At 72.0% G+C, this 25,063-nt stretch carries 25 protein-coding genes; 7 read left to right on the top strand and 18 right to left on the bottom strand.

What is annotated here, in order from left to right:
* Positions 1-2: 2 nt before the first annotated feature.
* Positions 3-533: a CGNR zinc finger domain-containing protein gene (locus ACFYYW_RS07565; protein WP_387646188.1), complete on the top strand. Its 531-nt coding sequence runs from the start codon at positions 3-5 to the stop codon at positions 531-533.
* Positions 534-554: 21 nt separating this feature from the next.
* On the opposite strand, the gene efeB is transcribed toward ACFYYW_RS07565, so the two are convergent.
* From efeB to ACFYYW_RS07530, 7 genes are all read right to left on the bottom strand, one after another.
* Positions 555-1,817 (bottom strand): iron uptake transporter deferrochelatase/peroxidase subunit, encoded by a 1,263-nt coding sequence (gene efeB, locus ACFYYW_RS07560; RefSeq protein WP_352320028.1) that lies wholly within the window; start codon positions 1,815-1,817, stop codon positions 555-557.
* Between the two features lie 15 nt (positions 1,818-1,832).
* Positions 1,833-2,972 (bottom strand): iron uptake system protein EfeO, encoded by a 1,140-nt coding sequence (efeO, locus tag ACFYYW_RS07555; RefSeq protein ID WP_387646183.1) that lies wholly within the window; start codon positions 2,970-2,972, stop codon positions 1,833-1,835.
* An 11-nt stretch (positions 2,973-2,983) separates the two neighbouring features.
* Complete coding sequence (gene efeU / locus ACFYYW_RS07550) at positions 2,984-3,817, bottom strand: iron uptake transporter permease EfeU (protein WP_352320032.1); 834 nt, start codon at positions 3,815-3,817, stop codon at positions 2,984-2,986.
* 123 nt (positions 3,818-3,940) lie between these two features.
* The gene (locus ACFYYW_RS07545; RefSeq protein ID WP_387646179.1) at positions 3,941-5,308 is read right to left on the bottom strand and encodes a glycoside hydrolase family 5 protein; all 1,368 of its coding nucleotides are present in this window, start codon (positions 5,306-5,308) and stop codon (positions 3,941-3,943) included.
* A 2-nt stretch (positions 5,309-5,310) separates the two neighbouring features.
* Positions 5,311-6,156 carry a carbohydrate ABC transporter permease gene (locus tag ACFYYW_RS07540; protein WP_352320035.1) on the bottom strand — a complete coding sequence of 282 codons (846 nt, stop codon included), beginning with the start codon at positions 6,154-6,156 and terminating at the stop codon, positions 5,311-5,313.
* A complete protein-coding gene (locus tag ACFYYW_RS07535; RefSeq protein ID WP_387646176.1) occupies positions 6,153-7,112 on the bottom strand; it encodes a carbohydrate ABC transporter permease in 960 nt (319 codons plus the stop codon). Before ACFYYW_RS07535 ends, ACFYYW_RS07540 begins: the two co-directional genes overlap by 4 nt.
* Positions 7,109-8,401: an extracellular solute-binding protein gene (locus ACFYYW_RS07530; RefSeq protein ID WP_387646173.1), complete on the bottom strand. Its 1,293-nt coding sequence runs from the start codon at positions 8,399-8,401 to the stop codon at positions 7,109-7,111. Before ACFYYW_RS07530 ends, ACFYYW_RS07535 begins: the two co-directional genes overlap by 4 nt.
* A 152-nt stretch (positions 8,402-8,553) precedes the next feature.
* On the opposite strand from ACFYYW_RS07530, the gene ACFYYW_RS07525 reads away from it, so the two are divergent.
* Positions 8,554-9,564: a LacI family DNA-binding transcriptional regulator gene (locus ACFYYW_RS07525; RefSeq protein ID WP_352320041.1), complete on the top strand. Its 1,011-nt coding sequence runs from the start codon at positions 8,554-8,556 to the stop codon at positions 9,562-9,564.
* A 253-nt stretch (positions 9,565-9,817) separates the two neighbouring features.
* Here the strand turns inward: ACFYYW_RS07525 and ACFYYW_RS07520 are convergent, their stop codons facing one another.
* From ACFYYW_RS07520 to ACFYYW_RS07510, 3 genes are all read right to left on the bottom strand, one after another.
* Positions 9,818-10,531 (bottom strand): RloB family protein, encoded by a 714-nt coding sequence (locus tag ACFYYW_RS07520; RefSeq protein ID WP_387646171.1) that lies wholly within the window; start codon positions 10,529-10,531, stop codon positions 9,818-9,820.
* The gene (locus ACFYYW_RS07515; RefSeq protein WP_387646168.1) at positions 10,528-11,757 is read right to left on the bottom strand and encodes an ATP/GTP-binding protein; all 1,230 of its coding nucleotides are present in this window, start codon (positions 11,755-11,757) and stop codon (positions 10,528-10,530) included. The genes ACFYYW_RS07520 and ACFYYW_RS07515 overlap by 4 nt, the downstream gene beginning before the upstream one ends.
* A gap of 103 nt (positions 11,758-11,860) precedes the next feature.
* On the bottom strand, positions 11,861-12,076 hold the full coding sequence (locus ACFYYW_RS07510; RefSeq protein ID WP_387646166.1) for a hypothetical protein: 216 nt from the start codon (positions 12,074-12,076) through the stop codon (positions 11,861-11,863).
* Between the two features lie 114 nt (positions 12,077-12,190).
* Here ACFYYW_RS07510 and ACFYYW_RS07505 point away from each other — a divergent pair, with 114 nt between their 5' ends.
* A complete protein-coding gene (locus ACFYYW_RS07505; protein ID WP_387646163.1) occupies positions 12,191-12,544 on the top strand; it encodes a nucleotide pyrophosphohydrolase in 354 nt (117 codons plus the stop codon).
* Positions 12,545-12,720: 176 nt separating this feature from the next.
* Here the strand turns inward: ACFYYW_RS07505 and ACFYYW_RS07500 are convergent, their stop codons facing one another.
* Positions 12,721-14,199 carry an MFS transporter gene (locus ACFYYW_RS07500; RefSeq protein WP_387646160.1) on the bottom strand — a complete coding sequence of 493 codons (1,479 nt, stop codon included), beginning with the start codon at positions 14,197-14,199 and terminating at the stop codon, positions 12,721-12,723.
* Between the two features lie 89 nt (positions 14,200-14,288).
* On the opposite strand from ACFYYW_RS07500, the gene ACFYYW_RS07495 reads away from it, so the two are divergent.
* A complete protein-coding gene (locus ACFYYW_RS07495; protein WP_387646157.1) occupies positions 14,289-17,414 on the top strand; it encodes a BTAD domain-containing putative transcriptional regulator in 3,126 nt (1,041 codons plus the stop codon).
* Positions 17,415-17,465: 51 nt separating this feature from the next.
* Here ACFYYW_RS07495 and ACFYYW_RS07490 read toward each other — a convergent pair whose 3' ends face one another.
* Both ACFYYW_RS07490 and ACFYYW_RS07485 read right to left on the bottom strand, forming a co-directional pair.
* Positions 17,466-17,918: an SRPBCC domain-containing protein gene (locus ACFYYW_RS07490; protein ID WP_352320052.1), complete on the bottom strand. Its 453-nt coding sequence runs from the start codon at positions 17,916-17,918 to the stop codon at positions 17,466-17,468.
* Positions 17,919-17,922: 4 nt separating this feature from the next.
* Positions 17,923-19,131 carry an MFS transporter gene (locus ACFYYW_RS07485; protein ID WP_387646153.1) on the bottom strand — a complete coding sequence of 403 codons (1,209 nt, stop codon included), beginning with the start codon at positions 19,129-19,131 and terminating at the stop codon, positions 17,923-17,925.
* 109 nt (positions 19,132-19,240) lie between these two features.
* On the opposite strand from ACFYYW_RS07485, the gene ACFYYW_RS07480 reads away from it, so the two are divergent.
* Together ACFYYW_RS07480 and ACFYYW_RS07475 are read left to right on the top strand one after the other, a co-directional pair.
* A complete protein-coding gene (locus ACFYYW_RS07480; protein WP_387646150.1) occupies positions 19,241-20,455 on the top strand; it encodes an amidohydrolase family protein in 1,215 nt (404 codons plus the stop codon).
* A gap of 92 nt (positions 20,456-20,547) precedes the next feature.
* On the top strand, positions 20,548-21,246 hold the full coding sequence (locus tag ACFYYW_RS07475) for a helix-turn-helix domain-containing protein (RefSeq protein ID WP_352320058.1): 699 nt from the start codon (positions 20,548-20,550) through the stop codon (positions 21,244-21,246).
* On the opposite strand, the gene ACFYYW_RS07470 is transcribed toward ACFYYW_RS07475, so the two are convergent.
* Genes ACFYYW_RS07470 through ACFYYW_RS07455 form a run of 4 tightly spaced genes read right to left on the bottom strand, consistent with a single transcriptional unit; the run spans position 21,212 to position 23,560 of the window.
* A complete protein-coding gene (locus tag ACFYYW_RS07470) occupies positions 21,212-21,853 on the bottom strand; it encodes an alpha-ketoglutarate-dependent dioxygenase AlkB family protein (protein WP_387646148.1) in 642 nt (213 codons plus the stop codon). The genes ACFYYW_RS07475 and ACFYYW_RS07470 overlap by 35 nt on opposite strands.
* Complete coding sequence (locus tag ACFYYW_RS07465; protein ID WP_387646145.1) at positions 21,850-22,377, bottom strand: hypothetical protein; 528 nt, start codon at positions 22,375-22,377, stop codon at positions 21,850-21,852. Before ACFYYW_RS07465 ends, ACFYYW_RS07470 begins: the two co-directional genes overlap by 4 nt.
* The gene (locus ACFYYW_RS07460; RefSeq protein WP_387646142.1) at positions 22,374-23,075 is read right to left on the bottom strand and encodes a 2OG-Fe(II) oxygenase; all 702 of its coding nucleotides are present in this window, start codon (positions 23,073-23,075) and stop codon (positions 22,374-22,376) included. The genes ACFYYW_RS07465 and ACFYYW_RS07460 overlap by 4 nt, the downstream gene beginning before the upstream one ends.
* The gene (locus ACFYYW_RS07455) at positions 23,072-23,560 is read right to left on the bottom strand and encodes a methylated-DNA--[protein]-cysteine S-methyltransferase (RefSeq protein ID WP_387646139.1); all 489 of its coding nucleotides are present in this window, start codon (positions 23,558-23,560) and stop codon (positions 23,072-23,074) included. Before ACFYYW_RS07455 ends, ACFYYW_RS07460 begins: the two co-directional genes overlap by 4 nt.
* A gap of 74 nt (positions 23,561-23,634) precedes the next feature.
* Between ACFYYW_RS07455 and ACFYYW_RS07450 the strand changes: the two genes are divergently transcribed.
* Entirely contained in the window at positions 23,635-24,447 is an 813-nt protein-coding gene (locus ACFYYW_RS07450) for an alpha/beta hydrolase (protein WP_387646136.1), read from the top strand.
* Positions 24,448-24,676: 229 nt separating this feature from the next.
* Here the strand turns inward: ACFYYW_RS07450 and ACFYYW_RS07445 are convergent, their stop codons facing one another.
* A complete protein-coding gene (locus tag ACFYYW_RS07445; RefSeq protein WP_387646133.1) occupies positions 24,677-25,012 on the bottom strand; it encodes a hypothetical protein in 336 nt (111 codons plus the stop codon).
* Positions 25,013-25,063: the final 51 nt, after the last annotated feature.

Below are 25,063 nucleotides of genomic sequence, written 5' to 3'. Positions count from 1 at the left end.
GGATGCGCCAGTTCATCGAGACGGGTCTCGTGGCCGTCGATCTGGCCAACACGTGGGACGAGTACCTGGACGATCCCGAGCGGCTGCCCGACGTGCCGGAGCTGCGCCGCTTCTGCCGCGAACTGGGCGAGAACGACCACGGTCTCGAGGAGGCGGACCTGCGGGAGGTCAGGCAGGTGCGCGAGCGGCTGCGCGCGGTGCTGGCCGCCGAGCCCGACGGCCGGGCGGGGGCGCTGGCGGAGTGGGTGGCCGGGCTGCCGGCGCGGGCGGCGGTGCAGCCCGCGGGCGGCGTGCCCCGGCTGCGGCTGGTCGCGCCGGACGGGGCGACGGCGGCGGGCCGGCTCGCCGTACGGGCCGTCACCGAGCTGCTGGAACTGGCCGCGGCCGGCGACTGGGAACGGCTGCGCCAGTGCGCCGCCACGCCGTGCACCGACGCCTTCGTCGACCGCAGCCGGCCGGGCAAGCGGCAGTTCTGCTCGACCCGCTGCGCCAACCGCGCCCACGCCCAGGCCTCACGCGCTCGCCACCGCTGACGGCGAGCACGCTGAGGAGGGTCAGGCGAACAGGGTGCGGCCCCAGTAGTCGCCCGCGTCCTGGACGCCGGGCGGGCAGGCGAACAGGCCGCTGGAGACGTGCTTGATGTACTCGTTGAGCGCGTCGTGCCGGGCCAGGTTCATCTGCACCGGCACGAACTGCTTGCGCGGGTCGCGCTGGTAGGCGATGAAGAACAGCCCGGCGTCCAGGCGGCCGAGGCCGTCGGAGCCGTCGACGAAGTTGTAGCCGCGGCGCAGCAGGTGGGCGTTGCCGTTGTTGCTGGGGTGCGCCAGCTTGACGTGCGAGTCGTCCTTGATCAGCGGCTGCCCGTCGGGGCCCTTGGCGGCGAAGTCGACGGGGTCGAACTCGGCCTTCCTGCCCAGCGGCGCGCCCTCGCCCTTGTCCCGGCCGAAGATCTGCTCCTGCTCGGCGAGCGAGGCGCGGTCCCAGGTCTCGATCGTCATGCGGATCTTCCTGGTGACCATGTACGTGCCGCCCGCCATCCAGGCGGCGCCGTCCGAGCCGCCGGCCCACAGGTGGTCGCGCAGCAGGTCGGCGTCCTCCAGCTTCATGTTGTTGGTGCCGTCCTTGAAGCCCAGGAGGTTGCGCGGCGTGGCCTGGGCCCGCGACGTGGACGACGTACGGCCGAAACCGAGCTGCGACCAGCGCACCGAGACCTTGCCGAAGCCGATCCTGGCCAGGTTGCGGATGGCGTGCACGGCCACCTGGGGGTCGTGCGCGCACGCCTGGACGCAGATGTCCCCGCCCGAGATCTCCGGGATGAGCTGTTCGCCGGGGAACTTCGGCAGGTCGGCCAGCGCGGCAGGCCGTCTGCCCGCCAGCCCGAACCGGTCGTCGAACAGCGACGGGCCGAACCCGATCGTCAGCGTCAGCCCCGAGGCGGGCAGCCCCAGGGCCTCGCCGGTGTCGTCGGGCGCCGCCTCGGCCGCCCCGCCCACCGCGCCGAACGTCCCGGCCTCCTTGCCCTGCGTCAGCCGGGCCGCCGCGGCCGTCCACTCCTGGAGCAGGTCGACCAGCTCGGCCTTCTTGTCGGTGATGACGTCGAAGGCGACGAAGTGCAGCCGGTCCTGGGCGGGCGTGACGATGCCCGCCTGGTGCTGCCCGTAGAACGGGAACGGATCGGACGTCGAGGCGGCGTGCGCGACCGGCGGATCCTCCAGCAGCGACCTGGTCGTCACCGCCCCCGCCCCCAGCACGGCCGCTCCCGCGGCGCCCAGCCCGAACAGCTTGCGGCGGCTCATCCGCCCGCCGGCCTGCGACATCGCCCCCACCTCCCGTTACTTGGCGATGACCGGTGCGATCTTACTGATCGGCTCGGCCAGCGCGTTGATCGCGTCGGACAGCGCCTTCAGCTCGGCCTTGGACAGCTCGTCGTGCAGCTTCCAGCCGTCGCCCTTCTGGTGGGCGCCCAGGGCGGCCTCCGCGGCGGCGAACTTCTCGTCCAGCGTCTTGACCAGGTCGGGGGAGCGCTGCTCCAGCACCGGGCGCAGCGACTGCACGGCGGCCTTGGAGCCCTGGAGGTTGGCGTCGAAGTCCCACAGGTCGGTGTGCGACCAGATGTCCTCCTCGCCGGTGATCTTCCCGGAGGCCACCTCGTCGAGCAGTCCCTTGGCGCCGTTGGCCAGGTTGAGCGGGGTCAGCTCGGCGGCGTTGGACTTCTGGACGATGGTCTTGACGTCGGCGATCAGCTTGTCGGCGACCGGGCCGTCCTTGCTGATGTCCTTCTTGATCCACAGATCCTTCTCGATCCGGTGGAACCCGGTCCACTCCTCGCCGTCGGCCAGGTCGGCCTCGCGGGCGTCGATGGCCGGGTCGAGGTCGCCGAAGATCTCCGCGACCGGCTCGATGCGCTCCCAGTACGTCCGTGAGACCGGGTACAGCTCCTTGGCCTTGCCGATCTCGCCGGCCTTGACGGCGTCCACGAACTCCTGCGTCTTGACCAGCAGCGTGTCGCTCTGCGACTTGATGTAGCGCTTGTAGCTGGCGACGGCGTCGGCGAGCTGGGCGTCGGAGGTGAGCGCCTTGTGCTCGCCGGTCACCTTCAGCGCGTTGCGGATGCCCTTGCCCACCATGCCGGGCTTGCAGACGGCCTCGTACGCGCCGGCCGGCAGCTCGGCCACCAGCTCCCTGGTCAGGCCGGGCACGATGTTCTCGACCTCGGCCATCACCCGGTCACCGGGGGCGTACACGTAGAACTCGGTCACCTTGGAGCCGCCGTTGGTGATCGTGAACGTGCTCGTGCCCGCCGCGACCTCGGTGGCCGCGACCTTGCACTCGGTGTCGGACGCGGCCACGGTGATCTTGCCGGGCGCGCCGGCCGGACCCTTGGCGGCCTGCGTGGCGGTGGTGCCCGAGCCGCACGCGGTCAGGCCCGCGAGGGCGAGCGCGCCGAAGGACAGGCTGATGGCGGTACGCATGATGCTCCTGTTCAGGCCGCGGGTGCGGTGGAGGCGGGAGTGGTCTTCACTCGCTGTGGCAGCAGGAAGAGGAAAAGAGTGGGCGCGAGGTAGACGATCCAGGCCACGGCCTCGGCGATGCTCGGCTGCGGCGTGATGTTGAGCATGCCGGAAAGCAGCGCCCCGTACCAGGAATCGGCGGGCAGGACGGCGCTGATGTCGAAGGCGTAGGAGCTCAGGCCGGGCAGGATGTTGGCTTCCTGGAGGTCGTGCACGCCGTACTTGAAGATGCCGGCGGCGACCAGGATGAGCAGCAGGCCCGTCCAGGTGAAGAACTTGGTGAGGTTGATCTTCAGCGCGCTCTTGTACAGCCCCCAGCCGATGACCACCGACGTGAGCAGGCCGAGCGCGATGCCGAGCAGGGGATCCATGGTGGCGGTCGCGCCCTGGACGGCGGCGAAGAACAGCAGCGCCGTCTCCAGCCCCTCGCGGGCCACGGCCAGGAAGGCCATCACGACCACCGCGAGCGAGCCCATCTGCAGCGCGTCGGAGAGCTTGCCCCGCAGCTCCCCGGAGAGCGCGCGGGCGGTGCGCCGCATCCAGAAGATCATCCAGGTGACGAACGCGACGGCGAGCAGCGAGGTGATCGCGTCGAACAGCTCCTGCCCCATGTGCCCGAGGTTGGCGGCGGTGAAGGTCAGCAGCGCGCCGAAGCCGACGGACAGCGCGACCGCCGCGGCGACGCCTGTCCAGACCTGGGGAAGCTTGTCCTTCCTGTCGCTCTTGACGAGGAAGGCGATGAGGACGGAGACGACGAGTGTCGCCTCCAGTCCCTCGCGCAGTCCGATGAGGTAGCTGGCGAACACCGTCACTCCTGCTGGCTGAGGAAAGGCTTACCTAAATTAGGGCAGCCGAAGCATACCTAGCGCAAGCAGTGATGGCGATAGTTTGCCCGGTGGTGTGACGCACCCGACTGTATGAGCGGTTTGTCACCCAGTGAGATTGCCGGCCAGCAGGTCGAGCAGCGGCTCGCGCCGTACGCACTGCTCCAGCGTGAACGAGTCGGCCAGGGCCAGCAGCTCGTCGTCGCCGAGCCCCCCGAACAGCCCGGCGTACTCGGGCAGCAGGGCCTGGGCGAGGAGGATGTGCCTGATCAGGTCGTCGGTCTGGTAGCGGGCGCCCCACGGGTAGGGCGCCCAGTCCGGGAACTCGGTCTCGACCAGCCGGTGCAGCGGGGCGAGCACGTCGGCGCACTCCTCCATGGTCGAGCCCCACCGGTCCGCGCCGAGCCGCCGCTTCTTGGCGATGAACGCGCCGAACCTGTCCAGGTACGCCCCCGACGCGTGCACCAGCCCCTGCAGGCCCACGTCTTTGTACGTCCAGAGCGACCAGCCCGCCTCGTGGGCGTCGTAGATGTCGAGCTGGTCGCGCAGGACCTGGTAGCGCTGCGCGTCCCGGTCCGGGTCGCCGGTGTAGACCGGGCCGAACTCGCCCACCCACAACGGCGTGCCGGTCTCGCGCTGGAACCGGGACCGCCGGGCGAAGGTCTCCTCCAGCTGGCCGCGGTCGCACCACTCGCCCCTGGTGAGCCCCGGGTACGGGCCGCCGTGGGCGAACCCGGCCAGGGCGTAGTCGTGCATGACGAACACCGTGTTCTCGTACATCTCCCGGAACATCGAGAAGTCGGTGGCGTAGGTGTTGCCGTCCAGGAACAGGACGTGGTCGGGGTCGGCGGCCCGTACGGCCTTGACCAGCCGGTCGTAGAACGGGCCGACCACCTTGCCCGAGACGTCGCCCGGCTCGTTCACCACGTTGTACCCGGCCACCCACGGATGCCCCCGGTAGTGGTCGGCCAGCGCCTCCCACAGGTGCACGGCCCGGTCCTGGAAGTGCCGGTGCTGCCAGAACGCCGCCACGTGCGTGGGGTTGTCGCTGTGCCAGTGCTGGTTCTGGGAGCCGGGCAGGGCGTGCAGGTCGATCACGCTGTAGAGGCCGCGCTCGCCCAGCAGGCCGATCACCCGGTCGAGGTGCCGGAAGCCCCTCGGGTCGATCTCCATGGGCCGGTCGTCGGACTCCCAGTGGTGGTAGTTGACCGGGATGCGCACGCAGTTCATGCCCAGCCCGGCCAGCAGCCCGGCGTCGCTCTCGGTGAAGAACGAGGTGAGCAGCCGGTCGAAGAAGAGCTCGGCCCGCTCCTCGCCCAGCACGCCGGTCACGGCCGCGCGCATCGAGCTCTCATTGGCGGGATAGCCGGTGATGAAGTTCTCCATGTTCATCCAGCCCCCGAGGCCCACCCCCCTGAGCCGGACGGGCGTGCCTTCGGGGGTGAGGAGCCGGCTTCCTGAGACGTGGAGCATGTTCACCCTTTCGTCGCACCCGCGGTGAGCCCACCGACCAGGTGACGTTCAGCGATGGCGTAGAACCCGAGCGCCGGCACCATGGCCAGGATCAGGTAGGCGAGGACGCGGGCGGTGTCGGTGGCGTACTGGCCCTGGAACTGCTGGATGCCGAGCGGCAGCGTCCAGCTCGACTCGTCGCTGAAGACCACCAGGGGCAGCATGAAGTTGTTCCAGCTCCCCACGACGGCCAGCACGGAGACCGTCGCCATGGCCGGGCGGGCCATCGGCAGCAGGATCCGCCAGAAGAACCCGAACGGCGAGCAGCCGTCGATGATCGCGGCCTCCTCGATCTCGCCCGGGATGCTCCGGAAGAAGCCCCGCAGGATGATGATCGTCAGCGGCAGCCCGAAGGCGGCCTGCGTCAGGATGACGCCGAGCGGGTCGTCCAGCAGCCCGAACGTGCGCAGCAGCACGAAGATCGGCAGGATGGCCACCGCGAACGGGAACATCAGCCCCGCGGTGAACAGCGTGAACAGCGCCTCCCTGCCCCGGAAGGCGAACCTGGCGAAGACGAACGCGGCCAGTGCCGCCAGCCCGACCATCACCACGGTCGTGGCGACCGCGATGAACGTGCTGTTCCACACCTGCCGCCAGAACGACCCCGAGCCGAGCACGTCGGTGTAGTTGGCGGTGATCCAGGGGTCGGGCAGGCCGAAGGGGTTGCCCGAGAGCTGGCTGTTGCTCTTGAACCCGCCGAGCAGCGCGTACACGATCGGCACCAGGATGAACGCGCCGACGAGCCAGGCGATCGCGTGCAGGGGCAGGGTCGGCCGGCGCCGCCGCGCGGGCGGCCTTCCGTGGTTCATCGGCGGCCTCCCATGGACGTCGTCGCTCCCTCCAGGTCCCGGCGCAGCACCACACGTTGGTAGACGAGGGCGAAGACGAGGCTGAGCGCGAACATCACGACGCTGATCGCGTTGGCGTAACCCACCTGGGAGCGCTTGAAGCCGAACTCCATCATGGTGACGGCCATCGTCTCCGAGGAGTGCGACGGGCCGCCGCCGGTGAGGATCCAGACCAGGTCGAACAGCTGGATGGTGTAGATGACCGACAGGAACACGCTGATCCTGATCGTCGGCCCGAGCAGCGGCAGCGTGATGTGCCGGAACGTCTCCCAGGACGTCGCGCCGTCGATCTGCGCGGCCTCGATCAGCTCGTCCGGGATGCCCTGCCGGCCGGCCAGGTAGATCATCATGTGGAAGCCGAAGTACTTCCACGTCATGACCAGGAAGATCGCGGGCATCACGGTGTCCGGATCGGCCAGGAACTCCGACTCCAGGCCGAACACCGACAGCAGCTGGTTGGCCATGCCGCCGTCCGGCGCGAGGATCAGCGAGAACAGCACGCCGGTGATCACCTCGGACAGCACGTACGGGGCGAAGAACACCAGCCGGTAGACCGCCCGCCCCCGGATGCGCTGGTTCAGCAGCATCGCCACGGCCAGCGAGAACGGGAGCTGGACCAGCACCGACAACAGCACCAGGACCACCAGGTGCCACAGGTCGGTGGCGAAGATCCCGGACGACAGCAGCCTGGTGAAGTTGTCCAGCCCGACGAACTGGGTGGGCAGCCCGCCGAACCCGTTCCACTTGAACGCGCTGGCGTAGACCGCCACCAGGATCGGCGTCACCACCAGCAGCAGGAAGAGCACCAGCGCGGGCAGCAGGAACAGCGCGATCGTCACCGCGCGCCCGCGCCGCCGCCCCGGCGGGGCGGCGGCCGGCGGCGCGACCGCCGCCCGCCCTCGGGTCAGCGTCGTCATTCGCTCTTGGCCACTTCGCTGATGTCCTGGCCGATCTGCTCCGGCGTCTTGGTCCCGGCGATCAGCTCGGCCACGCTGTCGTTGACCTGCTGGCCGACGGCCGGCGGGTAGGCCTGGTCCAGGTAGAGCTGGTAGCCGGAGGCCCCGGCCAGCAGGGTCGCGACCTGCTTGAGGTTGGCGTCCTTGACCGCGCTCTCCTCGCCCTTGAGCACCGGCAGCACGCCGCCCGCCGCCACGGCCTTGGTGTGCTGGTCCATCTGCGTCATGAACTTCACGAACTCCACGGCCTGCGGGGGCGCGTCCGCGCCCACCGACAGGCCGTTGCCGCCGCCGAAGGCGTCGCCGATCGAGCCCTTGCCGCCCTCGACCGCGGGGAAGGGGAAGAAGCCCAGGTCGTCGCCGAGGCCCTTGCCGGAGTCCTTCTGCACGGCGGGCGCCCACTGGCCCATCAGCTCCATGGCGGCCTTGCCGTTGGAGACCGTGGCCGCCTGCCCGTCGGGGGTGCCGTACCCCGCGCCGAGGAAGCCCTTCTGGAACGGCTGGAGCTCGGCCAGTGCCTTGACCTGCTGCCCGGCGGCCACGAAGTCGGGCTTGGTGAAGTCGTGGTCCACGCCCGCCTGCGTGAGCGCGGGCAGGCCGGCGATGCGCATCGCCAGATAGGCCCAGTAGTAGTGGCCCGGCCACTTCTCCTTGCCGGCCAGCGCGATCGGGGTGGTGCCGGACGCCTTCAGCTTCTTGACGTCGTCGAGGAACTCCGCCCAGGTGGCGGGCGGGGCCGAGATGCCGGCCTTGGCGAAGAGCTTCTTGTTGTACCAGAAGCCGACCAGCCCGATGTCCGTCGGCAGCCCGTAGGTCTTGCCGTCGAACTGGTACGCGCTCAGCGCCGCGGGGGTGAACGTGCCCAGCACGGGCGCGACGTCGGCGGAGAGGTCCTTGACCAGGCCGGCGTCGATCTGCTGCTTGAGCACGCCGCCGCCCCAGGTGACGAAGACGTCGGGAGCCTTGCCCGACTGGGTGATCGTGGTCAGCTTGGCCTTGTAGGCGTCGTTCTCCAGCACCGTCGCCTTGATGGTGACGTCGGGGTGCGCGGCCTCGAAGTCCTTGGCCCGCTGCGCCCACAGGGACTTCAGCGGTTCGGCGGTGGACAGGTGCCACCATTCCAGCGTCACCTTGGCGGGCTTCTGGCCGGGTTGCGAGGCGCCGGGCTGCCCGCCGTTCTCGCCACTCCCGCCGCTGCCGCATCCGGCGACGAGCACGGCGGTGGCCATGAGGATCAGACCGCGTTTCATCCAGGGGTCCCTTCATCGGGCACGAGCGGTATGAAAGTTTCGTATAGCCCCCGATAATTTCGTTGGTCGGAGCATAGGTACGTGCTGTGGAGGGCGTCAATAGCTGTTTTGGGAGCGATCCCAGTCCGAAACTTTCGGATACACTCCCGAACGTGTCAGCTAAGAGGCGCGTGACGATCGCACTGATCGCAGAAGAGGCCGGAGTCTCCATCCCCACGGTCTCCAAGGTCATCAACGGCCGGCCCGAGGTGGCGCCGGCGACCCGTCACAAGGTCGAACGGCTGCTCCAGGAACACGGCTACCAGCGGCGCGTCAGCCAGGACGACACCCCCGCCGGCCTGGTCGACCTGGTGTTCGCCGAGATCGAGTCGCCGTGGGCCATGGAGATCGTGCGCGGCGCGGAGAGCGCGGCCCACGAGGCCGGCGCCAGCGTCGTCATCTCGGTGCTGCACACCCACGCCGGTCCCGGCCGCGACTGGCTCGAACGACTGGCCGCCCGCCGCACCGACGGCGTGGTGATCGTCGCCTCGCGCCTGTCCACCGGCGTGCAGGCCCAGCTCAGCGCGCGGTCGTTGCCGTTCGTGGTGGTCGACCCCGAGGGCGAGCCGGCCCCCGGCATCGTCTCGGTCGGCGCCACCAACTGGAACGGCGGCCTGGCCGCCACCCGCCACCTGCTCGAACTCGGCCACCGCCGGATCGGCATGATCAGCGGCCCCGCCGACATGCTGTGCAGCCAGGCCCGCGTCGACGGCTACCGGGCCGCCCTGGAGACGGCCGGCGTGCCGCTCGCCCCCGAACTCGTTCGGCGCGGCACCTTCCTCGTCGACTCGGGCCACGACCAGGGCCACGAACTCCTGTCACTGGACGAACCGCCCACGGCCATCTTCGCCGGGTGCGACCTGATGGCGTTCGGCGTGTTCGAGGCCGCCCGGCAGCGGGGGTTGCGCGTTCCGGAGGATCTGAGCGTGGTGGGGTTCGACGACCTGCCGCTGTCGAAGTCGGCCTGGCCGCCGCTGACGACCGTGCGCCAGCCGTTGCAGGAGATGGCGGCGCTGGCCACCCGTACGGTGCTGGGGATGGGGAAGGGCGAGGTGCCGGAGACGAAACGGGTGGAACTGGCTACGGAACTGATCGTCCGCGAGAGCACGGCCGCGGTGGAGTGACGGGGTGGGCCAGAACCGCCCGGCCTGAGCGGTGGGACCCGGCCTGAGCGGTGGGGCCGGCCTGAGCGGTCTTCGCCCTCCGGGCTCAGGCGCCCTTCTTCTGGCGCCTCCGGCGCACCCCCCCCCGCGCCTCCGGCGCCTTGGCCCCCCACGGGTTGACCTGCGAGACCTTTTCACGCCCGCCTGCTCGACGGCTCTGGTCACCTGTGCGGCTGCTCATTGCGCGCTCGCCGAGCCCGTCTCTCCGGCCGCCTCAGAGGAACGGCGGGATGCCGAGGCTCTCCAGAAGGCGCCACATCCCGCTGGACGGATCCTGATCGATGAGCCCGCAACGTGGCTCGGGGCCTCGCGGATGGGAGCACTCGCCGGAAGCGCAGCGCCTCTCCAGGCTTCGCGCATTGTCGAACGCGGTCTTGAGGCGTGGCATGAGGTGATCGGCGCGCGCTTTGGTGATCCTCTTGTCCCTCGGCCCGAACCCCGCGAAGCCGGGCCGCTGTGACAACAACTGGTGGATCTGGTGGTTGCGGCCGTCCTGCGGCTGGTCGTAGAGGCCGTAGTGCAGGTAGAGCCAGAAGTCGAAGGACGGATGGGACAGGGCGACTCTGATCTTGCGGTGCTCCTTGAGCGCGTTCAGGGCGGCGTCGAGGTCACCATGCTGGTCACGGTCGAAGAGTGCCCAGATCTCCGCGTACTGCTCGTTGTCCGGTCGAAGAGCGTCTTCCTCGGCCACGGTCAGGGCGCGCTGGGCGACCTTCCACGGTTTCATGTCGTCGGGCCGGTACTTCGGCATGTCGATGCGGAACGAGCACTGCCGGGAGAACGCGTTCTGCAGCATCGTGAGGTAGTCGTACTCGGTCACCGCGCCTTCGGCGACCGCGTAGAAGATGCGATTCGCGGCGCGGGGCGGCGGCTGTGCCGTCAGGCTGGAGCCGCGTTGGCGCTTCTTCCTGACCTTGTCGGGGCTCATGCGAGGGCCTCTCCCGCCTCGCGTGCCAGCTCGCCGGGGGCGACCCGTGGTACGCCGCCGAAGCGGCCGAGCAGCCAGCCGCGTTCGAGGTTCTCGTTCGGACGGGGCGGTGGACGCAGGCTCGACAGCGGATACAGCTCCGTCGAGCCCCTGGGGTCCTTCTCCGCCATCCAGACCACGTCCCGGTCCAGGATCCGTTCCCCGCCCGCGAGCGGACGCAGCAGCGACGCGTCGTGCGTCGTGAACACCATCTGTGCCCCTCGCGCGTTGACCTCGGGGTCCTCGAACATCCTGATCACCTCGGCCGCGAGTGCGGGGTGCAGGCTGGCGTCCAGTTCGTCCACGAGCACCGTGGTGCCCTGCTGGAACGCCTCCATCAGGGGCCCCAGCATCGCGAACCAGGCGCGCGTGCCCATGGACTCGTGCGCGAAGTCCAGAGAGGCCGTGTGATCGCCGGCGCGGTGGAGCAGCCGGACGTCACCACGTGCCAGGGCGGCCTCGTCGAAACCGACGATGCCGAGGTCGGCCCGGGTCAGCAGGCGGCCGACCTGAGCCCTGAACCGTTCGTCCGCAAGGGCTCTGGCCTTGGTGAACTCCTGGCGCTGGGGCAGGTCCTGTTCGGGGCTGATCAGCCACAGATTGTCGCGGAACCACTCGAACACGGGCAGCAGTTGCTCGTTGTTCCACTCGGCGGCCACCGTGAGAAAGAGGGAGTCCGGGCGGGTCTTCCGCGCCAGGTCCTGCTTCTCGCCGCGCAGCCCTTCCCCGGCGAAGCGGATGTCGTCGCCGTCGCGGTCGAACCAGACCTGGCGCCGGCCCTTGGGGTAGGCGTGCAGCCATTCGGCGTGGACGCGTTCGTCGTCCAGCTCGAACCCGTAGGTGTAGCGGACGCCCGCCAGTTCGAGGTCGATCTCGACGAAGGAGTCTTCGTCCGCGCAGCTCGGGTCGAGCGCGAAGGGGATCCGGCGGGTCGGCTTCTCCTCGCTGATCCACGCCACCGAGTGCAGCACGGCCTGCCGCATCAGCCGCAGGCCGGCGAGCGTGTTGGTCTTTCCCGAGGCGTTGGCTCCGTAGATCCCCAGGACCGGGAGCACGGACAGCGGCCGCCCTCCCTCCCGGACCGGGATGGGGCGGGCGGTGCCGTCGTTCAGCTCCGTCGCGATCAGTGAGAGACGCTGATCGTCACGAAACGACAGGACGTTGGCCAACCGGAAGTTGAGAAGCACGGTGTCTCCCTTGTCAGGATCACCCTACCCATTTGAAGCCGTCTGGCGTGCGTTTCGTTCGCGTGAGGGCGTCAAATGGGCGCTTGCGGCCTGGCGGTGCCTGTCAGAGGAACAGGTTCTCGGGGCCGTGGGTGGTTTTGAGGGAGGTGAGTCTGGTCCAGGTGGATGGGTGTACGCCTCGGCGGCCGGGGCGGGGGCCTGTGGGCGTGCCCGCGAAGGCGATCGTGGTCAGGCTGTAGGCGGCCGTGCGGTGGTCGATCGTGTTCGGGACGTCCGGAGCGGTGGCCAGGGCGCCGCCGAGGCGGCGGATCTCGACCATCGCGAAGTCCGGGTCGGCGCGGTCGAAGGGTCGCCGGGGAATTAGACGGGGTTCGCCCGGACTGTCATCACCGGTCGTGATGGATCGGCCGGCGGGCCAGTAGGGTCGGGTGGCGTGAGCGAGGAGCTGGAAGGGCTGGCCGTACGGCTGCGGGAGTTCGTGCGGGCCCGCGACTGGGAGAGGTTCCACACGCCGAAGAACCTGGCGATGGCGCTGGCGGGGGAGGCGGGCGAGCTGGTCGCGGAGTTCCAGTGGCTGACCGCCGAGGAGTCCGCGAGCCCCGACCCCGACACGCTCGCCCGCATCCGCGCCGAGCTCGGCGACGTGACCCTGTACCTGGTCCGGCTGGCCGACGTCCTGGGGGTCGATCTGGTGGCGGCGGCGACCGCCAAGCTGGCCGACAACGAACGCCGCTACGACGCGGCCGGCTACCGCGGCTCGGCCAGGAAGGCGCCGCCGTCCGGCTGACCGGGCGTACGAACGGCATGCCCGGAACGGCAAAGGACCGCCGGCCAGGCCGGCGGTCAGCGAGCAAAGGGGCTGGAGGGGGGTCAGCGGGCAAAGAGGGCTGAAGGGCGGTCAGGGGACAAGGAGGGCGAGAGGGCGGTCAGGGGACAAGGAGAGGGCGAGAGGGCAGGAGGGGGTCAGGGCGTCGGGCGGTGGTGGCGGAGGGTGAGGAGGGCGAAGACGGCCAGCCCCGCGAAGACCACCGCGCTCACGGCCCCCACCGTGTTCAGCCCCGCCGTGAACGCCGCCCGCGCCACGTCCAGCAGACCGGGCAGGTCCTTGGCGGCGGTCACCGCCGCGCCGATGCTCTCCCGCACGGCCTCCACCGGCAGGTGCTCGGGGAGCCGCCCGCGGTAGACGGCCGTGCCGAGGCTGCCGAGCGCGGCCACCCCGACCGCCACCCCGAACTCGCCGCTCGTCTCGGTCAGCGACGCCGCCGAGCCGGCCTTCTCGGCGGGCGCGGCCGTCATGATCACGCTGTTGCCCGCGCCCATCGGCAGCGCGATGCCCGCCGAGGCCAGGACCAGCCCGGTGACGACCAGCCCGGTCCCGCCCACGCTGGGGACCTGCGTGTGCAGGAACAGCCCGACGGCGCCCAGCGCGAGCCCGGCGGCCATCACGTACGCGGTGCCGATCCGGGCGGCGAGCCGCGGCGCGACCGACAGGGCCACGATCATCGCCAGGTTCTGCGGCACCAGCCACAACCCGGCGCCCAGCGGCGACAACGACGCCACGGTCTGCAGGTACTGGGTGGTCATGAGCGTGGTCCCGGCCATGACGATCCCGCCGAGCGACATGATGCCCAGCGTCGCCGCGAACGCCCGGTTGCCGAACAGCCGCAGGTCCAGCAGCGGGCTGGCGAGGTTGCGCTGCCGCCTGACGAACACCACGCCGAAGGCCGTCCCGGCGGCGATCGCGATCAGGGGGACGGGCTGCCAGCCGCCGCGCGCGACCTCCTTCAGCCCGTAGACGACCGGCAGGATGGTCGCCAGGGACAGCGCCACGCTGGCCGGGTCGAGGCGGCCGGCGTTCGGGTCGCGGTACTCGGGGAGCAGCAGCCGTCCGGCGACCAGCACGACCGCCATGAACGGCACGCCCATCAGGAACGCCGACCCCCACCAGAAGTGCTCCAGCAGCAGCCCGCCCACCAGCGGGCCGACCGCCATGCCGAGCATGAAGCAGCCGTACCACAGGCCGATCGCGGTGCCCATCTGCCGGCCGTCGGTGAACATCGTGCGGATCAGCGCCAGCGACGACGGCAGCAGCGTCGCCCCCGAGACGCCGAGCAGCGCCCGCGACACGATGAGCATCTCCGCGTTCACCGAGTACGCGGCGGCCACCGAGGCCGCGGCGAAGGCCACCGAGCCGATCAGCAGCAGCCTGCGCCGCCCGATCCGGTCGCCCAGCGTCCCCATCGTCACCAGGAACCCGGCCAGCATGAACGAGTAGATGTCCAGGATCCACAGCTGCTGCGGCGCGGAGGCGCCGAGCCCGGCGCTCAGGTGCGGCAGCGCCAGGTAGAGCACGCTCAGGTCGACGGAGAGCAGCAGGGCCACCGAGGCGAGGATCGCGAGCCCCGTCCATTCACGCCGTCCAGCGAGGGTGCCGGTCTTCATGTCGTTTCCCCTTTCGTCGATCTCACCGTGCCGGAGGGCGCTTCCGGTGCGCTTCTCGAGGACTTACGGCGGCGCATAAGGTGACGGACATGCGATTTGGGGTGCTGGGGCCGCTGGCCGTGTGGACCGATGCGGGGGAGCCCGTGACGATCCCCGGGCTCAAGGTCCGGGCGCTGCTCGCCGACCTGCTCGTGCACGAGGGACATCCGGTCTCGGCCGACCGGCTGGTGGAGGACCTGTGGGGCGAGGAGCCGCCGGGCAACCCGGCGGGCGCGCTCCAGGTGCGGGTCTCCCAGTTGCGCAAGGCTCTGGAGGACGCCGAGCCGGGCGGCAAGAACCTGGTGGTCTCGCGGGCGCCCGGCTATCTGCTGCGCACCGATCCCGGCGCGCTCGACGCGGACCGCTTCGCCGGCCTGCTGACCCGCGCCGAGGCCGCCGACAGCCCGCGGACCAGGGCGGGGCTGCTGGCCGACGCCCTGGCGCTGTGGCGGGGGGCGGCGTACGCCGACTTCGCCGACGAGGAGTACACCAGGTCGGCGATCGTCCGGCTGGAGGAGCAGCGGCTGACGGCGCTGGAGCAGCGCGCCGAGGCCCGGCTGGAACTGGGCGAGCACGGGCTGCTCGTGGGCGAGCTGGGCGACCTGGTGGCCCGGCATCCGCTGCGGGAGCGGTTGCGCGCCGTGCACATGCGCGCCCTCTACCGGGCCGGACGGCAGAGCGACGCCCTGGCGAGCTTCGCCGAGCTGCGCGAGCGCCTGGCCGACGAGCTGGGCCTCGATCCCGGCCCTGAGCTGGTCGCGCTGCACCAGGCGATCCTGGGCCAGGACCCGGCGCTGAGCCTGCCCGCCGAGCGGCCCACCACGAACCTGCCCGCGTCCGTCAGCAAGCTCGTCGGCAGGGACGAGGCGCTGGCCGAGGTCTGCTCGCTGGTCGCCGCCGAGCGGCTGGTGACGCTCACCGGCACCGGCGGGGTCGGCAAGACCAGGCTGGCGCTGGAGGCGGCGCACCGGCTGCTGGACGGCTTCGCCGACGGCGCCTGGCTGGTCGCGCTCGACGCGGCCACCCACTCGCCCGCCGAGGCGATCATGGCCGCCCTGGACATCCGGGAGGACCCGTCGGGCGGCGACGTGCGCGAACGGCTGGCCGCGGCGTTGCGGCCGAGGCGCGTGCTGCTCGTGCTGGACAACTGCGAGCACGTGGTCGAGCAGGTCGCCGATGTGGTCGACGCGCTGCTGGCCGCGGTGCCGGGCCTGACCGTCCTGGCCACCAGCCGGGAGCCGCTCGGCGTGGACGGCGAGGTGTTGTGGAGCGTCCCGCCGCTCGACCTGCCGGCGGGCACGGACCTGGCGGAGATGGCCCGTTCGGACGCCGTCCGGCTGTTCGTCGCCAGGGCGGCCGCCTCGGCCCGCGGGTTCGCGCTGGAGGCGGGAAACGCGCAGGCGGTGGCCCAGCTCTGCCGGCGGCTCGACGGCATTCCGCTGGCCCTGGAGCTGGCCGCGACGCGGGTGCGGGCCTTGGGCGTCCAGGGGGTGGTGGACCGGCTGGACGACCGGTTCAGGCTGCTGGCGTCCGGGCGAAGGGGCGCGCCCGCCCGGCAGCAGACGCTCACCGCCGTGATCGACTGGAGCTGGGACCTGCTGTCGGACGAGGAACGGGTGGTGCTGCGCCGCCTGGCCGTGCACGCCGACGGCTGCACCCTGGAGTCGGCCGAGGCGGTGTGCGCCGAGCCGGGGCTCGACGTGCTCGACCTGCTGGCCCGGCTGGTCGACCGCTCGCTCGTGGTGGTCGCCGAGAGCACGACGGGCGTCAGGTACCGGCTGCTGGAGTCGGTGTCGGAGTACTGCGTGGGCCGTCTGGCCGACGCCGGCGAGCTGGCCGACGTGCGCCGCGCCCACCTGCGCCACTACCTGGAGCTGGCCGTCGCGGCCGAACCCGGCCTGTACGGCGGCGAGCAGCGGGACCGCCTGCTGCGCCTGGACGCCGAGTCGGCCAACATGCGGGCCGCGCTGGACACCGCGATCGCCGAGGGGGCCGCCGACACCGCCGCGCGCCTGGTCAACGCGCTGGCCTGGTACTGGTTCCTGCGCGGCCGGCTGGCCGAGGGCAGGCGCTCGCTGGGCGCGGCGCTGGCCGTCGCGGGGCCGGACGGTCCGGCCAGGCACCGGGCGGCGGCCTGGCACGCCGGGTTCGCGCTCCTGCTGGGCGAGCAGGTCGCGTGGGAGCCGCTGCTGGAGCGCGTCGCCGACCCGGGCGAGCGGGCCAGGGCCGAGCTGTTCGCCGGAATGAGCGTGCCCGACATGGTCACCGGCCAGGAGCTGACCGGACGGGCGCTGGCCGCCTGCCGTGCTCTCGGCGACACGTGGGGCGTCGCCGTCGCGCTGGCCAGGCAGGCGCGCGACGCGTTCACCATGCGCGACACCGAGGCGCTGGAGCGCGACGCGGGGGAGAGCGCGCGGCTGTTCGGCGAGCTGGGCGACCGCTGGGGCATGTTGCAGGCCACCGAATGGCTGGCAGGCGCGGCCGAGATGGCCGGCGACCACGAGCGGGCGCGGCGGCTGTTCGCCGAGGGGCTGCGCATGGCCGAGGAGCTCGGCCTGTGGCCCGAGGTGGCCGGGCGCACCGCCTGGCTGGGCTGGACGGCGCTGCACGGCGGCGCGTACGACCAGGCCATGGAGTTGTGCGGACGGGCGCTGAAGCTGGCGCTCGGCCAGGGCTACAAGATCGGCGAGACCATGGCCGAGATGGGCCTGGCCTTCGCCGCGCGCCGCGCCGGGCTGCTCGACCTGGCCGAGTCGCACCTGCACCACCTGCTGGCGGGCCTGCCGCGCGACCCCGCCGTCGAGCCGCCGCTGCACCTGCCGGACCTGCTGGTCGAGCTGGGCCACCTCACCGAGCAGCGCGGCGACCCGGCCGCCGCCCTGGAGCTGCACCGGGAGGCGCTGGCCGCGGCGATCAGGGTCGGCGACCCGCGCACGGCGGCGGCGTGCGTCGCGGGCGCGGCGTCGGCGGCCGGGCCGACCGAGCGGGCGGCGGTGCTGCTGGGGCTGGCCGCCGCGATCCGCGAGCAGATCCAGACCCCGGCCAACGCCGCCGAACGCGCGGAGGAGGAGCGGGTCACGGCACGGGTCCGGGACGCGCTCGGTGAGCGCGCCTTCGCCGCGGCGTACGAGCGGGGCGGCACGTACAAGCTGGACGACGCCCTCGGCCTGTTCTGAGGCTGAGCATGCCGAGGTTCAGCGTGTCGTCGGGGGTCAGCGTGTCGAGGGTCAGCGTGCGACATGCTCGGCCAGGCGGTCGAAGAACTCGTCCCAGCCGGCCCTGGCCTGCTCGGCGTGCTCCTGGTCGGTGTTGACGCCGAACTGGTGGAAGCGCATCTCGGTGCCGCCGTCCCGGTCGAGCAGGTCGAGCGTCACGACCGAGGCCGGGCCGTCGCCGGGGTTGTCGGGGTCGCCGGTGGTGAACACCAGCCGGGCGGGCGCCTGCACCTCGCGGTAGGAGCCCTCCAGCGTCGCCTCGAACCCCTCCTCGCCGACGAGCGTCGCGCGCCACCGGCCGCCGGGACGGGCGTCGAGGGTGATCCGGCCGACCGGCGTGGCCAGCATGCGCGGGCCGAACCAGCGGGAGAAACGCTCGGGCTCGGTCCAGGCGGCGTAGACGTCCTCGCGGGGGGCGTCGAAGGTGCGGACGATCTCGTACTGCGCGGTCTGCGTCGTTGTCATGCCTCTACGATGCGGGAGCGGCCTTACGATCCTCTTCCCGCGGCCTTACGGTGATCTGCCGCACCGGCCGCAGGGACAGCAGCACCAGGCAGCCGACGACCGTGACCAGCGCGGAGAAGCCCAGCACCTCGCGGGAGCCCACCACGGCGGCCACCGGCCCGGCCAGCGCCTGGCCGATCGGGAGCGACATGGTCGAGCCGCCGATCTCGTACGCGCTGACCCGGTTCAGCGCCTCGGCCGGCACCAGCGTCTGCACGCTCGTCGCCCACATCACCGACCAGAACGCCCACCCAGCGCCGCCCACCACGTGGCAGGCCATGATCACGCCGAGCGGCAGGCCGGCCGCGAAGCTCAGCGGCTCCAGCGCGAACAGGAACATGCCGATCCCGCCCGCCGCCAGCGGCATGGCCGGCCTGATCCGCAGCGCCACCAGGCCGCCCACGATCGTCCCCGCCCCGCTCGCCGACATCACCAGCCCGTACGCGGTCTGCCCGTACGCGTCGGTCACCACCACCGAGCCCAGCGGGATCAGCGGCCCGAACAGGGTGATCCCGAAGACCACCCAGATCAGGATGACGCTCCACATCCACGTGCGCGACCGGAACTCCCGCCAGCCCTCGCGCAGCCGCACCAGCACCGGCTCCTCGCCGGAGCCCGCCACCCGCACCCGCATGAGCAGCAGGCACACCGCGCTGATCGCGAACCCGGCCGAGTCGGCGGCGAACACCACGCCCACCCCGGCCAGCCCGACCAGCGCCCCGGCCAGCCCCGGCCCGAGCAACTGCATGATCGCCTCGGACATGCGCAGGGTGGCGTTGGCGCGCTGCACGTCGGCCGCGACCCGGGAGATGGTGCCCGCGACGCCCGGCGTGTACATGGCGGCCGCCGCTCCGGCGACCGCCGACAGCGCCACGACCTGCCACAACTCCGGCCGGCCCAGCACGAACAGGGCCGCCGTGCCGGCCTGCGTCGCCGTCCTGGCCAGGTCGGCGCCGACCATCATGCGCCGGGGCGTGAACCGGTCCATGAGCACGCCGCCGAACAGGATGAGCCCGGCCATCGGCACCATCCAGGCGGCCAGCGCCAGGCCGACGCCGGTGGCGCCGTAACCGGCGTCGTGCATGCCGAGCGCGGTGGCCACCGGCATCATCGCCGAGCCCAGCATCGACACCGTGCGGGCGGTGAAGAAGAGCACGAAGTCGCGCGTCCACATGGACGGCCATCATGCCGTAATAAGTAAACCTTCCTATCAATTGGGGTCGGGTCTCCGGCACCCGGCGGGGGGCGGGCGCGGCGGGGCCGCGTGTGGCACTGTGGAGGGCATGCGGATCATCCGTGCCGGCACGGTGCTCACCGGGCGTCCCGGAGAGGTCATCACGAACGGCGAAGTGCTGATCGACGGCTCGCGCATCGTCTCGGTGGGCCCCCGCGGCAGCGCGGGCCAGGCCGCCGAGACGCTCGACCTGCCCGGCCACACCCTGCTGCCCGGCCTCGTCGACGCGCACGTGCACCTCGGGTTCGACGGCACGGTCGACCCGGTGACCCGGCGCAGCGCCGTGAGCGACGGCCACCTGCTGCTGCGCATGGCCGAGAACGCCCGCAAGCTCGTCTCCGCGGGCGTCACCACGGCCCGCGACCTCGGCGGACGCGACTTCCTCGACCTCACCCTGCGCGACGCGATCGAGAGCGGCCTCGCCGTCGGCCCCCACCTGATCGCCGCGACCCGGCCGATCACGGTCACCGGCGGCCACTGCTGGTACATGGGCGGCGAGGCCGACGACGAGCCGTCCGTCCGGCGGGTGGCCAGGGAGAACCTGCGGGCCGGCGCCGACTGCCTCAAGGTGATGGCCTCGGGCGGCGAGATGTCGCCCGGCTCGGTGCCGAGCTGGCGGGCCCAGTACCCGGCCGCGCTGATCAGGGCCGCCGTGGAGGAGGCCGCGACGCGCGGCAAGACCGTCGCGGCCCACGCCCACGCCCCCGAGTCGATCGGCAACGCGCTGGAGGCCGGGGTCACCACGATCGAGCACTGCACGTTCCACACCCCGGCGGGCCCGGCCTACGACGCGCGGCTGGCCGACCGCATCGCCGCGAGCGGCACGTACGTGTGCCCGACCGTGCACGGCCAGTTCTGGAACCTGCGCGCGCTCGTCGGCGCCGAGCCGATGGACCGCTGGCTGGGCAACCTCGCCGCCATGCGCGAGGCCGGGATCAGGCTCGTCGCCGGGACCGACACCGGGTTCGCCATCGCCGGGCTCGACAAGCGCACCGACGACTACGTCTCGGGGCTGGAGGTCTTCGCCGAGGCCGGGTTCGGCAACGCGGAGATCGTCGAGCTGGCCACCGTACGCGCCGCCGAGGCGTGCGGGGCCGGGGCCGAGACCGGCAGCCTGGAGGCCGGGAAGCGCGCCGACGTCATCGCGGTCCGCGGCAACCCGCTCGACCGCCTGGCCGACCTGCGCGCGCTCGACCTCGTGCTGGTGTCGGGACGTTCGGTCGGCCAGAAGCACGTGGACACCGTGACCTCGTCCGTCGGCTGAGCCGGACGGGGAGGCCCGGCTGCCCCGGCTCCTGGCGTGGCTCGCCCGCGACCTGTCCGCCTGACGGGACGCCGGGCGCTAGGCTGCCGCGTGTGGAGTTGAAGGATCAGGTACGCGAGCTGCGCGCCCAGGGCAGGTCTCCCAAGGAGATCGCCCGGGCGCTCAAGGTGTCGCCGTCGGTCGTCGCGCCCCTCGTGCGCGCCATCGCCGCCGAGAACGTGACGTCGGCCGAGCCCGAGGTGGTCGGCTGCTGGATGAACGTCGGCTGGAGCGCCGGGCTGGGCGTCGACCCGGCCAAGGGCTGGGTCGACGAGGCCCCGGAGTCCGGCGCCGGCGGCATGGTGTGCGTGCTGGTCGCCCGCCGCCACACCTGGGACCGGATGACCGTCGCCGGCTACCTCGCCGACGTCTACTGCCTCGGCATCAAGAACACCATCGGCCCGGACGTGCTCGACGAGCGCGACCTGCGCAGGTTCCGCGAGTACTTCTTCGGCGAGTACGCGGGCTACCAGGAGGTGCCGATCGAGCTGGCCCAGCACCTGGTCTTCGGCTCGATCGACTACGCCCGCACCCTCGGCTTCGAGCCCCACGAGGACTTCTCGCCCGTCAGCGACCTGCTGGGCAAGTGGGAGGGCGGCTCGGCCATCACCTTCGGCCGCGACGGCAAGCCCTTCTACACCCCGGGCCCGCACGACGACCCGGGCAAGGTCCTGCGCATCCTGCGCCGCACCCTCACCGACGACCAGTTCGACTACTTCATCGAAGACCCGTCACCCGCATCGTCACGTTGAGGCGCCCGGCGGCCAGGCCGGTGGCCGGGTCGCCGGTGCCCGGGTAGACCTTCGGCACGCAGTGGTAGGCGAAGCGGGACGCGCCGCCGAACACGAACAGGTCACCCGAGGCCAGCTCCACGTCGGTGTACGGCTTCCCGCGCGTCTCGGTGTTGCCGAAGCGGAACAGGCACGTGTCGCCGACGCTCAGCGACACCACCGGGGCGTCGGAGCGCTCGTCCTTGTCCTGGTGCATGCCCATCCTGGCCTGGCCGTCGTAGAAGTTGACCAGCGCGGTGTCGGGGTCGTAGCCGTCGTCCGGGCGGCCGTAGGCGTCGGCCAGCGCGCGGCGGCCGAGGTCGCCGAGCCACGTGGGGAACGCGGCGACCCGCCGCCCGTTCACGTCGTGCGCCAGACGCGTGTACCGGTACGGCTGCCAGTGCCAGCCGACGCACACCGTCCGCACCGACATCACGCCGCCGCCGGGCAGCACGGTGTGCCGGATCGGCACCGGGCCGGTCGCCCACGCCCGGCAGGCGCGCACCAGGTCCTGCTGCTCGGCGAGGGACAGCCAGCCGGGGACGTGCACCGCGCCCGGGGCGATCTCCCGCATGGGTAGAGGGATCATCTCGGGTCCCGATATATCAGGTTTCGGCCTATTCGCCATGTTGTGCCGTCGGTGTCGGCTCCGCGCATGCCTTCCAGTGTCCCAGGAGCGGCCAGGGCGACCGCGCGGGCCGTGGCCGCCGAACCGTACGTCCGGCGCGGATCCCAGTCGGTGCTGCGGCGCAGGCGCTCGCTCATCCCGGCCCATCCGGCCGGCGCGCCCGCGACCACCCAGGCGTCCGGTTCACCCGCCGTGAACCGTCTGGCCTGGCGCAGCCACGACGCCGCCGTCTCCGGCCAGGCGACCACCGCGAGCACCGTCCCGTCCCAGGCGCCGGCGAACGCCTCGGCCAGGCGGGCGCCGTCCCGGCCGTGGCCGACGACGACGGCGCCTGCCCGTGGGCGCTGGGCCCGGACGAGGGCGAGCAGCGCCTCCAGCTCGGCCGTCCGTCCGTCCGGTCGCCCGGCCGTCTGTTCGTCCGGTCGCTCGGTTGCGCGCTCGGCCGTGCGCTCGGTCGTGCGCTCGGTTGTTCGCCGGTCCGTCATGTCGCGTCGTGCAGGACCAGGCCGAGGGTGTGCCGCAGCCCCGAACGCACGGTGCTGACCCCGTGCCGCACCGGCGAGGCCGACCAGCCGCGCGAGGAGCGCACCGGCCGGTCGCGGGTGGTGAAGATCAGCCCGTGACCCTGCGGCAGCGTGGTCACCGTGCCGCGCGACTGGGCCCTCGGCCGCTGCTCCACCAGCAGGAACTCGCCCCCGGTGTAGTCCTCGCCGGGCCGGTCGAGCCCGATGACGACCTGCAGCGGGAACACCAGGTCGCCGTACAGGTCGCGGTGGAGCGCGTTCCAGTCGTTCTCCCGGTAGCGCAGCAGGATGGGGGTCGGCTTGGTCTGTCCCGCCGCGTGGCACATGTCCAGCCACTCGCCGAAGTCGTCCGGCCAGGGCGCGGGCTGCCCCAGCCGGGCCGCCCAGTCGCGGGCGATCGACAGCAGACGGGGATAGAACGCCGCCCGCAACTCCTCGACCAGCGGCGGGAACGGCCGGCGGAAGTACCGGTACTGGCCGGAGCCGAACCGGTGACGGGCCATGTCGACCGTCGAGCGGAACCGGCCGGCCTCGTCGTACAGGCCGGAGATCTCCGCGCACTCCCCGGGCGAGAGCAGCCTGGGCGTCAGCGCGCAGCCGTGGGCGTCGAGCTCCCCGGCCAGCCGCTCCCAGTCGGCCCCTTCGACCTGCGGCGTCATGACGACACGCTCCAGAGCTGCGGCTGCAGGACGCCTTCGAGGGTGAGCAGGTCGCATTTGCGTTCCAGGCCGCCCGCGTAGCCGGTCAGCGCGCCGTCCGCGGCGACCACCCGGTGGCAGGGGACCACGACGAGCAGCGGGTTCGCGCCGATCGCGGCGCCGACCGCGCGGACCCGGTCCCGCGCCACGCCGGCGCGGGCGGTCAGCTCGCCGTAGCTCGTCGTCGTCCCGTACGGCAGCGCCGCCACCTGCGCCCACACCTGCTGCTGGAACGCCGTCCCGCGGGCGGCCAGGGGCAGGTCGAACGAGGTGCGCCCGCCCGCGAAGTACTCGCCGAGCTGCCGTTCGGCCTCCTCGAACGCGGCCGGCTCCCGGCGTCCGGGTGGCGCGCCCACGTCGAACGACACGCGGGTCAGCCGTCCCGCGCCGTCGCCGACGAGCAGAATCTCGCCCAGCGGACTGTCGATGGTGGTGTGGATGTCCATACTCTCTACAACACCGGCGCGCCCGCGGAAGTCAGCGGTTTTCGGACGTCGTGGCTGGATGGGAGAGGAAGTTCATGGCCGAGTCGAGAGAGCACACCTTCACCGGCACGCGGGGGCTGAACGTCGTCCGCGAATGGCCGCACGACCGGCCCCGCTACCTCGCCCTCCTGGTCCACGGATACGGCGAGCACATCGGCCGCTACGAGTACGTCGCCGACCGTCTCGTCCGGCACGGCGCCGCCGTCTACGGGCTCGACCACATGGGCCACGGCAGGTCGGCGGGCGAACGCGTGCTCGTCGAGGACTTCGAGGACGTCGTCACCGACGTGCACACCGTCGAGGAGCGTGCCCGAGCCGACCACCCGGGCGTCCCGGTCGTGCTGATCGGCCACTCCATGGGCGGCATGATCGCCGCCCGGTACGCCCAGCGCTACGCCGAGGGCCTGACCGCGCTGGTGCTGTCGGGCCCGGTGATCGGCGAGTGGGCGGTCATCCCCGCGCTGATGGCGCTCGACGAGCTGCCCGACGTCCCCATCGACCCGGCCACGCTCTCCCGCGATCCGTCGGTGGGGGCGGCGTACGCCGACGACCCGCTGGTCTGGCACGGGCCGTTCAAGCGGGCCACGGTGGAGGCGTTCGCCACGATGCTGGACACGATCGCCAAGGGCGGCACGTTCGGCGCCCTGCCCACGTTGTGGGTGCACGGCGACGACGACCAGCTCGTACCGCTGGACGGCAGTCGGGCCGGGGTGGCGGCGGTCAAGGGCACCGACCTGACCGAACGCATCTACGCCGGCGCCCGCCACGAGGTCTTCAACGAGACCAACCGGGACGAGGTCCTCACCGACGTCCAGACCTTCGTGGACCGGGCGCTGGCCAACCGGTAGCCAGGGCGGCGCGTGCGGCGAGGGGCCGGACGTCAGCGGTGGTTCGCGTGGCGGGTGGGCGGACGTCAGCGGTGGTTCGCGTGGCGGGTGGGCGGACGTCAGCGGTGGTTCGCGTGGCGGGTGGGCGGACGTCAGCGGTGGTTCGCGCGGCGAGGGGCCCGACATCAGCGGTGGCCCGTGCGGTGGGGGCCGGACGTCAACAGTGGTTCGCGTGGCGGGTGGCTGGAAGTCAGCGGTGGTTCGTGCGGCGGGGTGTCGGGGGCTGTTGGGCGACCGGTAGCCAGAGGTGACCCTTGCCGTGGGCGCGGCTGAGCTCGATCTTCCAGCAGCCGGGCTTGGGGAAGACGAGCCCGGTGCCCCACTCGTCTCCCGGCCGGTGCCATGACGACCCGCTGTGCTCCTCTGGCCCCCAGGCGAGACGGGCGGCGGTGCCGTCAGGAAGGGACGCCCTGACCGTCAGCGGCCCGTCCCCGGTCATCCGCCACACGATCTTGATGGTCTCCTGCCGGCGAAGCGGCAGCCCGGACACGAACAACAACCCCCACACCTCGGCGTCCGCCGACACCCCCCGCACCTCCGGAAACCCACTCCCGCCACCCACCAACGCCCCCCGGCA

Source organism: Nonomuraea sp. NPDC001831, from assembly GCF_042892035.1.
Lineage (GTDB): Bacteria > Actinomycetota > Actinomycetes > Streptosporangiales > Streptosporangiaceae > Nonomuraea.
Note: the sequence above shows the minus strand (reverse complement) of the source record. Positions and strands in the feature narration are given on the sequence as shown.

Coding starts and splice junctions, on each gene's coding strand:
- ACFYYW_RS07565 (WP_387646188.1), top strand. CDS start 3: ATGCGCCAGTTCATCGAGACGGGTCTCGTGGCCGTCGATCTGGCCAAC.
- efeB (WP_352320028.1), bottom strand. CDS start 1,817: ATGTCGCAGGCCGGCGGGCGGATGAGCCGCCGCAAGCTGTTCGGGCTG.
- efeO (WP_387646183.1), bottom strand. CDS start 2,972: ATGCGTACCGCCATCAGCCTGTCCTTCGGCGCGCTCGCCCTCGCGGGC.
- ACFYYW_RS07545 (WP_387646179.1), bottom strand. CDS start 5,308: ATGCTCCACGTCTCAGGAAGCCGGCTCCTCACCCCCGAAGGCACGCCC.
- ACFYYW_RS07540 (WP_352320035.1), bottom strand. CDS start 6,156: ATGAACCACGGAAGGCCGCCCGCGCGGCGGCGCCGGCCGACCCTGCCC.
- ACFYYW_RS07535 (WP_387646176.1), bottom strand. CDS start 7,112: ATGACGACGCTGACCCGAGGGCGGGCGGCGGTCGCGCCGCCGGCCGCC.
- ACFYYW_RS07530 (WP_387646173.1), bottom strand. CDS start 8,401: ATGAAACGCGGTCTGATCCTCATGGCCACCGCCGTGCTCGTCGCCGGA.
- ACFYYW_RS07520 (WP_387646171.1), bottom strand. CDS start 10,531: ATGAGCCCCGACAAGGTCAGGAAGAAGCGCCAACGCGGCTCCAGCCTG.
- ACFYYW_RS07510 (WP_387646166.1), bottom strand. CDS start 12,076: ATGGTCGAGATCCGCCGCCTCGGCGGCGCCCTGGCCACCGCTCCGGAC.
- ACFYYW_RS07500 (WP_387646160.1), bottom strand. CDS start 14,199: ATGAAGACCGGCACCCTCGCTGGACGGCGTGAATGGACGGGGCTCGCG.
- ACFYYW_RS07495 (WP_387646157.1), top strand. CDS start 14,289: ATGCGATTTGGGGTGCTGGGGCCGCTGGCCGTGTGGACCGATGCGGGG.
- ACFYYW_RS07490 (WP_352320052.1), bottom strand. CDS start 17,918: ATGACAACGACGCAGACCGCGCAGTACGAGATCGTCCGCACCTTCGAC.
- ACFYYW_RS07485 (WP_387646153.1), bottom strand. CDS start 19,131: ATGTGGACGCGCGACTTCGTGCTCTTCTTCACCGCCCGCACGGTGTCG.
- ACFYYW_RS07480 (WP_387646150.1), top strand. CDS start 19,241: ATGCGGATCATCCGTGCCGGCACGGTGCTCACCGGGCGTCCCGGAGAG.
- ACFYYW_RS07470 (WP_387646148.1), bottom strand. CDS start 21,853: ATGATCCCTCTACCCATGCGGGAGATCGCCCCGGGCGCGGTGCACGTC.
- ACFYYW_RS07465 (WP_387646145.1), bottom strand. CDS start 22,377: ATGACGGACCGGCGAACAACCGAGCGCACGACCGAGCGCACGGCCGAG.
- ACFYYW_RS07460 (WP_387646142.1), bottom strand. CDS start 23,075: ATGACGCCGCAGGTCGAAGGGGCCGACTGGGAGCGGCTGGCCGGGGAG.
- ACFYYW_RS07455 (WP_387646139.1), bottom strand. CDS start 23,560: ATGGACATCCACACCACCATCGACAGTCCGCTGGGCGAGATTCTGCTC.
- ACFYYW_RS07450 (WP_387646136.1), top strand. CDS start 23,635: ATGGCCGAGTCGAGAGAGCACACCTTCACCGGCACGCGGGGGCTGAAC.